This is a genomic window from Paenibacillus sp. FSL E2-8871, from assembly GCF_038000345.1.
Taxonomy (GTDB): Bacteria; Bacillota; Bacilli; order Paenibacillales; family Paenibacillaceae; genus Paenibacillus_AQ.
In genome coordinates, this window is sequence record NZ_JBBOBV010000001.1 from 1,016,626 (window position 1) to 1,032,457 (window position 15,832).

Consider the following 15,832-nt stretch of genomic DNA (forward strand, 5'->3'; position numbering starts at 1 on the left):
TAATAGTTTATTTATACATATTTGTAATCGTTTACATTTTATGGGGGAGGTGTTTGGAATCTAAAAAATAGTTTGCAATGTTGATCGGAAGATAGTAAAGAAGTGGTTTCTATGATTATTTTTATGAGAAGGGGGTAATCTGGATGATTACTACATTTAAACGAAGGTTGACCATGTCTTTTCTTTCTATTTCTTTAGTCGCACCTATGTTTATGGGTTTAACAGGTCAGAAGGTAGATGCAGCGAATACTACGATTAAATTAGATCCAAACCATATGAAGCAATCTTGGGAGGGATGGGGAACCTCACTTGCCTGGTTCGGTAATATCACTGGTGGTTGGAACGATAAAGTCAAAAATGCAATGGCTGATGCACTATATTCTCCAGACGGATTGAATTTTAATATTGCTAGATATAATATAGGCGGCGGAGAGAATCCTGCTTACAATACGATGCGCCAAGGAGGGGAAGTACCCGGATTCTCTCCATCACCTGGAGTATTTGATTGGGCGCAAGATGCTAATCAGCGTTGGTGGCTGCAGGCGGCTAAAGAACGAGGTGCCAACATTCTGGAAGCGTTCTCGAACTCTGCTCCGTATTATATGACGGAAAGCGGAAGTACGACTGGTCACTGGGATTCGGGGAAAGACAACTTGAAGCCGGATGAGTACGAGAACTTTGCTAATTATTTGACAGAAGTGGTTAAGCATTTCAAAGATGACTGGAATATTGACTTCAATTATCTATCACCAGTGAATGAACCTAGTACGAGTTACTGGGGATTCGGTGGGGGTCAAGAGGGTTCCCACTGGGATGTTGGTTCTCAAATGAAGATCATAAATACGACACGTGCTAAATTGGATGCAGCAAATCTACAATCTGTACAAATAGCTGCCATGGATGAATCTATTCTGGACACCTTTGTAAGTAACTGGAACTCTTATGATGAGACAACTAAAGCTAATGTTGGTAAAATGAATACCCACTCCTACGGTGGTTCAAAGCGAGCTGAGATCAGAGATGCCGCCAAAGCTGCAGACAAAACGTTGTGGATGTCTGAAGTGGATTTAGGTCCATCTGGGGTTGCTCACGACCATGATGATTTCGAACCAGCACTAGCTTTGGCAGAAAGAATTATGACGGACATTACTTGGCTAGAACCTACGGCGTGGATCACTTGGCAAGCGTTTGAAAGCGAGAAGAATATGCAAAAGGATAAGGAGAACATGAACTGGGGTCTCCTTCATGCAGATTTCGACACGCAAGAATGGTGGTATACGAAGAAGTATTACGCCATGCAGCAATTTAGTAAATTTATTCCGCAGGGTGCACGTTTCATAGAGGATACCGACGATAACACGTTGGCCGCTTATGATCCTTCAACTAACAAAATTCATGTTGTATATAGAAATCCTAACGTAACCAGTCAAAATATTTCTTTAGACTTGTCACAGTTCGATACGATCTCTGGAGATGCAACGCCTTATGTTTCTTCCGCGACAGAGAATGTCGTACAGAAGACTAAAGTTCCTGTTCTGGATAATATGTTGCAAACGACTGTTGGAGCAAAATCCATCACAACCTTCGTAATTGATGGCGCTACCTATACAAGCGACTCTCTAATTCCTCAGAGTGATATGACGGCAACAGCAAGTAGCGCTCAGTCTGGTGAAGAAGCTGAGAGAACATTGGATGGAGATGCTTGGACAAATTGGCACACTTCATGGGACCCTTATAATGCGGGACCGCATTCGATAACCTATGATCTTGGAGCCGAATATGATGTCAACAAGCTGAGTTATATGCCTCGGCAAGATAAAGATGAGAACGGTATTGTAACGAAGTTTACCATCGAAGTGAGTTCGGATGGCGATAACTTCACACCGGTTGCGAAAGGAACCTGGAAGAACGATAAATCCGAAAAAACTGCAACGTTTTCTACGCAGAAAGCGAAGTTTGTAAGGTTAAACGTAGATGAAAGTAATGGGTCTGGAGCACAGTACGCATCGGCTGCAGAGATAAATATTATGAGAAAGTCCAATTTCACAGTGGATACGACTTCACTCGCTAATGCAATTTCTAGAGCAGAAGACTATATCTCAGCTAATAACGCAAATGTAAATGTATCGGATTTGCAAAAGTTGGTGGTTGAAGCCAAAGTTGTTCAAAAGAACACTTTAGCAACACAGGAAGAGATCACACAAATCCTTTACAAACTGAACGTCGAATATAGCGTTTTAGGCCAAGGACTTATCCCACAAAGCCAGATGACGGCAACGTCTGACAATTCCGCATCTGAGGATGGACCGGAGAAGACTATTGATGGCGATCTTTGGACTAAATGGCACACTGCATATAACAACGATTATTCAACACTTCCGCATTCCATTACTTATAATCTCGGTAAAGCATATAACGGTATCTATAAACTTCAATATTTGCCACGACAGGATGTAGACTGGAATGGTGTAGTCACTAAGTTCGAAGTTTCTGTAAGTGACGATGGTGATAAATTCACCAAAGTAGTTGCAGAAGGAACTTGGAATGCCGATAAGACAGAGAAAACTGCAACCTTTAATGCGCAGGGTGCTAAATATGTTAGATTTACTGCACTTGAATCGAGAAGCGATGCAGGTAAGCAATATGCATCTGCTGCAGAGATCAATATTTTTAACAAGCAGGGATATAAAGTGGATTTCTCCAGCTTAGACAGCGCAATTCAAGCTGCAGAGAAGTTCAAAACAGATTCTGGGAAAGATGAGTCTTACTTCAAGAATCTGGACGCGATCCTTAGTCGAGCTAGTACTCTGCTAAATAGCGCAACAGCGACACAAGAAGAGATCGCGAAATTTGCCAGCCGTATCTTAACTGAAATATCCAATATTCAAAACAGTGATCCAAATATTAAGGGAATGAGCCTTTTCTATACACCAGAAGCTTATTACGCGAATCCAGCCAATCTAATGGTGGATAACGACATATCTACCTACTTCGAATCGAACTGGGACAAGAATGGAGTGAAGTATAAATCTGGCGATTATATCGTTGTAGATCTGGGTGAGAGTATGCGTGACGTTGGTAAGGTGCTTGTTACACCAAGACAAGACAAGGCAAACGGCCGCATCAAACAATTCAAAATCTATTACAGCGATGTGAATCTGAAGGATTTACCTGCTGACGCTGTCGGTACGCAAGCTTATTTGGACGAGAATTTCAAATTTGCAGCAAATGGTTCTTTTGATGACTATAGCACGAGTGTTCAATCCGCAACGTTCAAATCCGTTGAAGCTCGGTATATCGCGATTCAGGCTATAACTACTGGCGGTGACGGTAACACACTCAGCGCTGCAGAAATTGCAGTTAGTCAGAAACAAACAGCGACTTTTGATACTAGTAAACTACAATCAGCAATCGATCAATTGCGCACGTTGTCAGACATTAGTCCAAAAGTGGAAGCTGCGATAGAAAAGAAAATTACAACGATCGGTGATCTTAGTGATTTAACCGAAGAAAGCATTTCGCAATACACCAGACAGATAAATGACTTATACAATCTCTATTTGACTGTAAATAACAGAAACTCCATTAAGAGCGGTGAAGTATGGTTGGATACGGAAGGCGTGCCGATTCAAGCACATGGCGGAGGCATTCTGTACAACGAGAAGAATAAGACATATTACTGGTACGGTGAAGACAAGACGGAAGGTTATCTTCCTACTGGAGTTCACGCATATTCGTCCAAAGATTTGTACAAATGGCAAAATGAAGGCATTGTATTGCCTGTCTTCAATAACCCTCAACTTGGCGAAGCTGTGGTGCCGGCTGGAAATGACCTGCCATTATATCTAGATGAAAATTCTGAAACGTACAAGAATAGCGGGGTTCCATACGATCCGGATAGGAAAGTAGAAATTAAAAGTAAAGATGAAGATTATACAGGTAACATGAAAGCGCCAAACAATACGCTCAGTAAACATAATTCACCAGCTCGAATCGCTGAGCTAAATGCGCTGTATGCGAATTATTCGAATGAAGAGAAGCAAAAGATGTATAAAGATTTCAACTGGGATAAAGTTGTCGAGCGTCCTAAAGTCGTCTACAACAAGAAGAACAACAATTATGTGTTGTGGTGGCATCAAGACGGACCGATTGCTGGCGAATATTGGACAGCCGAAGGTGGTGTTGCTGTCAGTGATTCGCCGACTGGACCATTTAAATATCTCGGCTCATCCCGATTGCCAAATAAAGGTACAGATAATGAAGGAATGCTTCGTGATATGACATTGTATGTCGATGACGATGGTAATGAAGCGACGCATGACAAAGCCTACTTGATTTATTCTTCTGAAGAAAATGTAACGACCGTGATCATGATGTTGAATGATGATTACACAGGTCCAGCTCAGAATGAAAAGGGTGAAACCTTAGAGGGCATTCACTATAAGAGAATATTTAGCTACAAGAGAGAAGCGCCAGCGATTTTCAAGCAAGACGGTGCCCATTATATGATTTCGTCCGGCTTGTCCGGTTGGAATCCTAACCGTGCCGAATACCACGTCTCCACTGAAGGAATGTTCGGACCGTGGGAATTTAAAGGCGATCCTATGGTTAACGACTATGAAGAAACTACCTTCAGAAGTCAAAGCACATTTGTCCTGCCTTATCGGGATGGTAATGGCGCTCTCGTTCCGAATAAATATATCTTTATGGCCGATCGCTGGTACCCGAATAATCTGAGTGATTCCAGATATGTTTGGCTTCCGTTTGAACTCGATAGCGAGAATCGCAGAATTGCGATAAGTTGGTATGATGAGTGGAAAGTTTCCCAACTAAATACCGGTACGACGATTAACTTCAACAGTAATGGAGGAAGTTCGATTTCTTCCTTGTATGGGGTTGAAGTCGGTACGAAAATTACTGCGCCTACAGAACCGACTCGTGATGGATTTAAATTTGTGAATTGGTATCAAGACGCAGCCTTGAATACAGTATGGGATTTTACTGTTGATACGGTTCCGGCAAATGATATTACTCTCTATGCGAAATGGGAGCCTGTAGCTGCACCAGTGATTACAAATATCATGCCAGTCAATGTAGCTACGGTGATTGGAACTCCACCTGTACTGCCAACAGTTGTAACGGCTGTATACAGCGATGGAACAAGCCAAAATAAATCAGTTGTATGGGACGTAATTGATCCTTCACAGTATGCCGAAGCGGGTGTCTTTAGCGTAAGTGGAGCGGTAGACGGCACAGTGATCCCAGCTGTTGCGAATGTGATCGTAAGCGATGATGTTAATAGAGCACAACTTGCCGCACGAATCGCAGATGCACGAGCCATTCATGATTTAGTCGTGGAAGGAACGGCTGTTGGTCAGTATGCAATAGGTTCGAAACAGAAACTGATGGATTCGATCATGGAGGCACAGCAATTGCTTGACAATGATTCAGCTACACAGTCTGAGTTAGAACAAGCAACAAATGATTTGAATTCAGCAGTTCAAGTATTAGAGGCTTCAAAGAATCAACATGTTAAAGTACAGTCTATCTCAATCACGAGCGTTTCGTCGTCCATTGAAGTGAAGAAAGGAACTCTGCAGTTACAAGCGGAAGTCCAACCGGCTAATGCTACGAACAAAACCGTTACGTGGGCGGTCTATGAAGCAGATGGAAAAACTATAGCGGATGAAGCAATCATCAATACAAATGGGTTGTTAACGGCTGCGAAGAACGGCGTTGTGAAAGTCGTTGCAACATCCGTTGATAACACCACAGTTTACGGAATAAAAGAGATTATGATAAGCGGTCAAAATGACAGCCCAGAGCCTACTCCAAGCCCAGGAACAAATCCAGGCAACCCAACGACATCAACGAGTCCTACAACTACACCAACGACCCCTCCTACAAAAGAAGATCCACATCGTTATGTGCCAACTGGTAAAGAACTACAAAATGAAACTGCACAGAACGGAACAACGAGCCTGACCATTAACATCGATAAGGAAGCTTTAGCGAAGAAGTTAGAAGCACTTAACAAAACTACAGGAACCCCTAATCTTGACATCGAGATTCCGGGAATGAATTCATGGAATGCAGTCAATCTGCCATTGGATGTCTTGTACAACAGTATGAAAGCGAATAAGGACACAATCATTACAATAAGTAGCCATTTAGGCAGTTATGAACTACCTCTTGCCAATCTTAATCGTGAAGAACTTGAGAAAGCAGCTAAAGTTGCGGGTGCAACCTTAATCATTCGAATGGATAATGTGACTTCACAGCATGAGCAGAAGTTTGAACAATCCATAGTAGAAAAAGGAATGAAACGAGTAAGCGACATCATCGCGTACAAAGTCATTCTTAAATCGAATGATAAAGAAGAAGAGCTTCAACGTTTCGGAAATCCGTTTATGACACGTGTCATAAATATGGATGGCGTTATTCAAGATCCATCGACTGCGACCGCTGTTATATTCGATCCGGTTACAGGACAAATGCGTTTCGTACCATCGGTGTTTAATGTGAAGAACGGCAAGACTGAAGTCTCGATCTTCGGACATGAAAATGGTCTATACACCATCGTTCAGAACAAGAAAACATTCGATGATATGATTGGACATTGGGCACAAAAGGATGTTGAAACCTTAGCCTCTAAACTGATCATTAACGGAATGTCGGATCGGACGTTTGCACCAGCAGGCCAAGTTACACGTGCTCAATTTGCGGCACTACTGGTAAGAGGACTGGGGTTATCGACGGAATCGTTAACGAATGTGTTTGCAGATGTTAATACAACTGCGTGGTATGCACAGGATGTGAACACAGCAGCGAAACTTGGTTTGATTCAAGGCGTTGGTGAAGGGAAATTTAGTCCGGATTCACGGATTACGAGAGAGCAAATGGTCGTGATGATCATGAACGCTATTCAGCTCGTTCAAGGAGATGATAGAGCAGAAGCTCAATTGCGCACTCCATTTGCCGATCAAGCTAGTATCTCTGGTTACGCTACCCAAGCCGTAACAGAAGCAGCAAGCCAAGGATTAATCAAAGGCAAAACAGAAACAGCTTTTGCTCCGCAAGATGCAGCCACACGTGCTGAGGCAGCAGTGATGATCAAACAAGTTTTGCAATACTTGAAGTTTATGAACTAGATAAATGTTTAAAAATTGTGCTCGGCTCACACTGATCTGTGAACCGAGCACAATAATTATCAACTAGTTATATAAGGAGGAGGGAATGATCTTGTTTAAAATCAAATCTTTAGCTAAACGTTTGATTGTGAGCGCTTTATCATTGAGCTTAATTATTCAGCATCCTTTATCTATCCCCATAGCTAAAGCAAATCCTGTAAGCGCTATCACTGGATTATCCGATGCACCGGAACATAAATTGTCCCTATGGTACCGACAACCAGCGATAAATTGGGAAACGGATGCGCTTCCAATTGGCAATGGCCTTATGGGAGGGATGATCTTTGGTGGCATCGAGCAAGAACGCATTCAGTTAAATGAGAAAACGTTGTGGTCCGGTGGTCCAGGTTCTTCTTTTGTATATACTTGGCCTTCCACGGATGATCCAACGACTTCTAACCCATATACATTCGGTAATCGTGAGGGTGGTGCGGATCATTTAGAGAGTGTCCGAGCTAAACTCCGCGCGGGGGATATCGATGGTGCTCACAAAGAAGCGGATGAGAATCTTACAGGCTTGAATGAAGGCTTAGGAAGTTATCTAACCTTTGGTGACTTGTACCTGGACTTTGAGAAGTCCTCAACAACCAATGTAGAGAATTATCGCCGGGAGCTTGATCTTGAAGACGCGATATCTCGAGTTAAATACACGCTGGATGGAGTAGAGTATACACGAGAATACTTTGTCAGTTATCCAGATAAAGTAATGGTTACTCGCCTGACAGCCAATCAGCCGGGTAAGCTGTCCTTGGATGTACGCCCGACAAGTGCTCAGGGAGGGACCGTCACGGCGAATGGCAACAACATTAATATTAGGGGTAATGTACTAGACAACAATATGCTATATGAAGGTAACTTCCGCGTCCTAAATCAAGGTGGATATATAACATCAGGTAACGGAAAGATCCATGCAGCGAATGTAGATTCATTAACCATCCTTACATCATTAGGCACCAACTATGCTAACAGCTATCCTAATTATAGAGGCACTGATCCGCATAATGAGGAAGTGGCGATATTGGATGCCGCTGAGAGTAAATCTTACGAAACATTACTTGAGAATCATAAGAAAGATTATAAGTCATTATTTGATCGTGTGAAATTAGATTTGGGCGAGTCCAAGCCTACGATTCCGACAGACGAGCTCTTAGCCACCTATGCAGGAACGAAAAGTAAAGCGCTTGAGGTTTTATTTTATCAATATGGCCGATATTTGTTGATTTCATCTTCTCGTCCCGGTTCACTACCGGCCAACTTACAGGGTGTGTGGAATAATTCTAATAGAGCGCCTTGGAGCAGCGATCATCATTTTAATATCAATATTCAAATGAACTATTGGCCAGCGATGGTAACGAATCTCTCGGAGACAATGACACCACTGATCGATTACATAGATTCGCTGCGTACTCCTGGGCGTGTTTCTTCCGAAAAATATTATGGCATTTCTAATGCGTGGTCGATTGGAGTGGCAAACAATCCGTTCGGATATACTGCGCCGGGTTGGAATTTTGATTGGGGCTGGTCACCAGCATCCAATGCTTTTATCTCGAATAACATTTGGGAGAGTTATAAATTTTCCGGAGATATCGATCTACTAAAGTCACGTGTTTATCCAATATTGAAGGAAACGACACGATTTTGGACCCAGTATTTAGTAGAAGATACGGATGGGACATTGGTATCCACACCTTGTTACTCACCAGAGCAAGGTACGATCAGTACAGGATGTGCCTATGACCAGCAGCTTGTACAAGATTTATTTACTAACTACTTGGAGGCAAGTACAACATTAGCTGTCGATTCCGATTTTCGTGAGGAAGTACAAAGTAAATTAAATCAGGTGTCTCCAATTAAAATAGGAAAGTACGGTCAAATTCAAGAATGGAAAGAGGACATCGACGATCCGAATAACAAACATCGCCATTTGTCCCAACTAGTTGCCTTATATCCAGGCAAGCAAATTAACAAAAATACACCTGAGCTTATGGAAGCTGCCAGAGTGTCATTGCAGCATCGCGGAGACGAGGGTACTGGGTGGAGCAAAGCTAACAAAATTAACATGTGGGCTCGTGCGCAAGATGGCACACATGCACATACGATTCTGGAAGGTCAGCTTACTGGAAGTACATTAAACAACTTATTCGATACGCATCCGCCATTCCAAATCGATGGCAACTTCGGAGCTACGTCCGGCATGTCTGAAATGCTGCTACAAAGTCATTTGGACAATATTGATGTTTTGCCAGCGCTCCCTGCTTCATGGCCGAAAGGAAGTTATTCGGGCTTGGTTGCCCGCGGGGGATTTGAGGTTAGTGTGAATTGGAACAATGCTAGAGCTACAAGCATCAGTGTCAAATCTAATAAAGGCAATCGTGCAGTTGTTTCTTATCCAAGCATAGCTGGAGCAACTGTCATGAATCAAGCGGGACAAAATGTAAAGTATTCCGTAGACAATAACAATCAGATTTCTTTCGACACTCAAGTTGGAGACGTTTACACGATTGGTTCAATTCCTTTACAAGATGGACAATTGTTGACAATGACAATGAAAAATAGTGGTCATGTGCTAGATATTGAAGGGGCATCGGAGCAAGAACAAGCAGCGGTTGTTCAAATGACAGCAGGATCGTTATCACAGAGTCAGCAGTGGTATGCAGAAAGCGTAAGTGATAGATACTACAAAATCACAAATAGCTTGAGTAGTAAAGTGATTGCTGTGCTAGATGAATCAATGTCTGATGGTGCAAAGCTCGTTCAACAAACCTACACTTCAGACAACTCTTATAATGATGAATGGCTACTCGTTGATAAAGGGAACGGTTATTCTCAGTTGGTTAATCGTGGTAGTGGTAAAGCGCTTACATCTTTAAACACTAGCACAGGGACTGGGAAAGAGTTGATCCAATCTTCAATCACAGATTCTGATGAGCAATTGGTGAGAATCGATCCTGTGAGAGACTTTTTTGATCAGCAAAAGTTCAATCTAACCGTCCAACACAGCAATCTTCGTATGGACGTGAACGAGGATTCTAAATCAGATGGCGCCGCTATCATACAATGGTCCGAAAGTTCGGGTCAAAATCAACAATGGATGTTTATGAAGACAACATCGGGTTATTACAAAATTATCTCAATGAGCAGTTCAAAAGCAATTACTGTAGAGAATGCATCAACAGAGGAAGGTGCAGGAATCATTCAAGCCACATTCACCGATGATGCAACCTACAATGATGAATGGTCAGTTGTAGATGCTGGTGATGGCTATTATCAATTGAGAAATCGGGCTAGCGGCAAAGTGATCGAAATGCCAAATAACAGTGTTTCTAGTGGTGAACAATTCGTACAAAATAAAGCCGGTAAGGGGAGTAACCAGAAGTTTGCTTTTTCATTAGATAGAACCGTGAACGACAATGCAACCGGATCAGGGAATGACCAGTTTGTATATGGCTCGGGATGGGAGTACAGTGCATTCGAATCCGGGGCATACAATCGTGACAATCATTATTCAAACGAGACGGATTCATATGCGTTCTTGCGTTTTAGTGGCTCTAAAGTGCAATTGTATGGGGCTAAGAACAATAATCAGGGTATCGTTGCATTCTCTATCGATGATGGTCCTGAACAACTGGTTGATACTTACGCCTCTTCGCGTTTAGATCAACAACTGCTCTTTGAAAGCTCTGAGATGTTGAATCAGGAGCATGTACTCAAAATTCGGGTGACAGATCAAAAGAATGACAATTCGAACAACACATATATTTCAGTTGATCGAGCGGATATTCAGTCTCGTGTAGTTAAGAGCGTGGACAAAGCCGAAGATTATTATATACAGACTTTAGAAACAATTAATGGAGTTAATCATAGCGTAATCACCCTGAATTATAAAGGTGAAGACGCAGGTGATGCAGTAAGAGCGGCAATCGAGGCTGCCAAAGCGGCGCAGAAGCCTGTCATCCTAGACTTTCCTACAGAAACGTATCATTTTAAAGCATTAACCGCAAATCAAGTGCAATATTTCATTTCAAATACAACCACAAAAGAACAGACACCTAGTAGCACTCGTAAGGTAGGTCTTATATTCAAGGATATCGATGATCTTACCATTCGAGGGAACGGTTCGACCTTGTTATTCCATGGTGTGATGACACCTATCGTATTCGACCATGCAACAAATATTAAAGTGAACGGAATTAACATCGATTTCAATCGTCCTGTCGTATCGGAGATGACTGTAACTGAAGTAGGCAACAACTACATGAAAGCGAGTATACATCCGGATTCATGGTACTCTATTCAGAATAATCAATTAGTATGGTTCGGTGAGGAGAACTGGACAGAGAACGGAACACAAAATGTACGCGCTGTGCAAGAGTATAACCCAGCTACGAAACAGACATGGAGAGTGGCCAATCCTCTAGACGGCACAACAAGCACGAAGGATCTCGGTAAACGTGAGGTGCAATTCAACTTCACTAAGAGCCCAAATTTGTCGGTAGGAAACACATTTCAGTTTCGGGATACAACAAGAAGAGAACAAGGTGCGTTGATCTATCGAAGCAAGAATATTGCGTGGTCAGATGTTAACTTCTATGCTGCACCTGGGCTTGGAATTATCAGCCAATATAGTGAAAATGTATCGCTCGATAACTTGAACTTTGCACCAAAGACAGGCAGTGGACGGACGAACGCATCAATGGCAGACTTCTTGCAAGTTTCTGGAGGCAAGGGTGAGATTCGGGTGTTAAACTCTTATTTTGCTGGAGCTCACGATGATGCGATTAACATTCACGGCACTCATCTGCAAATTGTGCAAGTAACGTCATCCAATCAGGTCAAAGTACAATTTATGCATCCTGAGAGCTGGGGCTTTGATGCATTTGCCGTCGGAGATACGATCGAATATATCAACAAGTCGACTTTACTTTCGAAGGAAAGTGCAGTGGTCACCGATGTGACACGCCTAAATGATACTCAAATTGTTCTTACGCTAGATAAACCGGTACCTTCTTCGATAACTGCGAATGAGTATGTCGTTGAAAATGCAACATGGACGCCGAATGTCACCGTTAAGAATTCAACGTTTGAATCGATACCGACTAGAGGCCTCCTCGTAACAACGCGCGGCTCTGTTCGAATCGAGAACAATACGTTTAATGGCATGCAGATGAGCGCGATCTTGATCGCACATGATGCTAGTAGCTGGTACGAATCAGGAATGGTGAAGGACGTCTTGATCCGTAACAATACGTTTAATAATAACGGTAACGCGGTGATCAGTATTGATCCGAATACTTCTCTGACGAATCCCGATAAGACTGTGCATAGTCATATTGAGATTGACGGCAACCAGTTTAACAAGGTGGGCGGCAATTCTGAGATTTATGCAAAGAGTGTAGACGGGTTAACGTTTACGAACAATACTGCAAATCAAGGTGGTATTGAACTTACATTTGATGCCTCTAAAGCTGTTACTGTCACGGGGAATAGTTTTAAAGAAAGTGATGTTGACAAGAAAATCAACTTCAATCGCATGATCCCTGGTACGGATTCCGTAGAAGCAACTCAAGGATTTATTGTCACGCGAACGAATGATTATACACCTGCAGTTACAGATCCAAATGATATTCCGCAAAGTGAAATGACAGCTTCATCTACCAGTAATCGCAGTGGAAACGAAGCGGATAATGCCATAGATGGAAACCCTTCAACCATCTGGCATACTGAATGGAATCCTATGGCGGATTTGCCACAATCGATCACCCTAGATCTTGGAAATACGAGAATCATATCTAAACTAAAGTATTTGCCAAGACAAAACGGGGAACAAAACGGGAATATTACTTCTTATGTATTATCAACCAGTTTAGACGGAACAACATTTAAACAGTTTACAAGCGGAAGCTGGGATGATGACAGCACCGAGAAAATCGTAGAATTCGCTCCGGTCGCTAGTAGGTACCTGAGACTTACTGCTATCGAAGGCCATGGTGGATTGGCTTCAGCGGCAGAGATTAACATTATGAAGAATGAGATGGATGAGGACTATCAAGCCCTTAAAGCGCTCATTACAAGAGTCCAAAGCAAGCACGACGGTGCTGTAGAAGGGACTGAAGATGGTCAGTATCCAGAAGGCTCAAAACTAACATTGCAAAAAGCCATTGATCAGGCGAAGAAAGTACGCGATAGCTTATCTGTTACACAGCAGCAATTACAGCAAGCGGCGAGTGACTTAACTGCTGCGTTGCAAGTGATGGAAGATAGCATCAATAAACATGAGATGGTTCAATCGATCACGATTACAAGTAAATCATCAGTGATTACTGCTAAGAACGGAACTCTCCAATTAGGCGCTACTGTACTGCCTGCTAATGCAACGAAAAAGTCGGTAAAATGGTCTGTGCATGTAGTAGATGGCATAACAGCAACGGACAAAGCGACAATTAATCAAACCGGTTTGCTAACGGCTGTGAAAGATGGAACTGTGAAGGTGATAGCCACAGCAACGGATGGCTCTGGTGTTCATGATGAAATGGATATTAGCATTAGTGGTCAAACGGACATTATCGATCCAGGCACTGATCCAGTGAATGTTGGAAAAATAATCATCACAAGCTCAGGAAATGTGACAACGATTACCGCTAAGTACGGGACTCTTCAATTAGGCGCTACTGTGCTACCTGACAATGCAACCAATAAGTCAGTTACATGGGCTGTATACGGAGTAGATGGCACAACAGAAACGGATATTGCAACCATTGATGTATCCGGCTTGCTCACGGCTGTGAAAGATGGAACTGTGAAAGTGGTAGCCACAGCAGTGGATGGTTCTGGTGTTCAAGGTGACATGGTTATTACCATAAGTGGTCAAACGGACATTATTGATCCAGGCACTGATCCTGTGAATGTTAAAAAGATTAACATCACAAGCGCAGGTAATGTGTCGACGATTACCGCTAAGAACGGAACCCTTCAATTAGGCGCTACCGTGTTACCTGACAATGCAACTAATAAGTCTGTAACTTGGGCTGTATTCGAAGCCGATGGCCGCACACCTACGAATAAAGCAATTATTGATGTAAACGGGTTGTTGACAGCTGTGAAGAACGGAACTGTAAAAGTGGTTGCCAGTGCAATGGATAGTTCTGCGGTTCATGGATTTAAAGAGATTGTGATTAGCGGTCAAAATGACACTCCTGACCCTACTTCAAGTCCAGAGCCTACTCCAGATCCAGGAACAAATCCAGGTAACCCAACGACATCAACCAGACCAACGCCATCACCTACACCAACGATCCCTCCTACAAAAGAAGATCCACATCGTTATATTCCAACAACTAAAGAACTACAAAGTGAAACTGCACAGAATGGAACAACGAGCCTGACCATTAACATTGATAAGGAAGCTTTAGCGAAGAAATTAGAAGCACTTAACAAAACTACAGGAACCCCTAATCTCGATATCGAGATTCCAGGAGTGAATGCATGGAATGCAGTACATCTGCCGCTTGATGTTCTGTACAACAGCATGAAGGCGAATAAGGAAATAATCATAGCTTTTAGAAACCATTTAGGAAGTTATGAACTTCCGCTTGCCAATCTGAATCGTGAAGAACTTGAGAAAGCTGCTAAAGTTGCGGGTGCAACCTTAATCATTCAAATGGATAATGCGACTTCACAGCATGAACAGAAGTTTGAACAATCCATAGTAGAAAAAGGAATGAAGCGAGTAAGCGACATCATCGCGTACAAAGTCATTCTAAAATCGAATGATAAAGAAGAAGAGCTTCAACGTTTCGGAAATCCGTTTATGACACGTGTCATAAATATGGATGGCGTTATTCAAGATCCATCGACTGCGACCGCTGTTATATTCGATCCGGTTACAGGACAAATGCGTTTCGTACCATCGGTGTTTAATGTGAAGAACGGCAAGAATGAAGTCTCGATCTTCGGACATGAAAATGGTCTATACACCATCGTTCAGAACAAGAAAACATTCGATGATATGGTTGGACATTGGGCGCAAAAGGATGTTGAGACCTTAGCCTCCAAGCTGATCATTAACGGAATGACGGATCGGACGTTTAATCCATCAAGCCAGGTTTCCCGTGCTCAATTTGCGGCGCTTTTGGTAAGAGGTCTTGGGCTAACGACGGATTCATTATCTAACGTATTTACAGATGTTAGTACTACGAAGTGGTACGCGAAGGATGTGAACACAGCAGCGAAGTTAGGCTTAGTTCAAGGCGTTGGTGAAGGGGAATTTAGTCCGGATTCACGGATTACGAGAGAGCAAATGATTGTGATGATCATGAACGCTGTTCAGCTCGTTCAAGGAGATCATAGAGCAGAAGCTCAATTGCGCACTCCATTTGCCGATCAAGCTAGTATCTCTGGTTATGCTAGCCAAGCAGTAACAGAAGCAGCGAGCAAAGGACTAGTCAAAGGTAAAACAGAAATAAACTTTGCTCCACAGGATGCAGCCACACGTGTTGAGGCTGCAGTGATGATCAAACAGCTTTTTCAATATTTGAAGTTTATGAATTAGTAAAAGATTAATATATTGTGCTCGGTTGAATTATTAAGATTGAGCCGAGCACAATGTTTATCTACTTATTTCATAAACAAAAGAGGAGAGTATG

General features: G+C 42.6%; 2 protein-coding genes. Both read left to right on the plus strand.

All coding sequences use genetic code 11. The features are described 5' to 3' along the window. Window positions 1-143 precede the first annotated feature (143 nt). Window positions 144-7,151: a discoidin domain-containing protein gene (locus NYE25_RS04800; protein ID WP_341145257.1), complete on the plus strand. Its 7,008-nt coding sequence runs from the start codon at window positions 144-146 to the stop codon at window positions 7,149-7,151. A gap of 91 nt (window positions 7,152-7,242) precedes the next feature. Then, on the plus strand, window positions 7,243-15,738 hold the full coding sequence (locus NYE25_RS04805; protein ID WP_341145258.1) for a glycosyl hydrolase family 95 catalytic domain-containing protein: 8,496 nt from the start codon (window positions 7,243-7,245) through the stop codon (window positions 15,736-15,738). The last annotated feature ends 94 nt before the right edge of the window (window positions 15,739-15,832 follow it).

Coding starts and splice junctions, on each gene's coding strand:
- NYE25_RS04800 (WP_341145257.1), top strand. CDS start 144: ATGATTACTACATTTAAACGAAGGTTGACCATGTCTTTTCTTTCTATT.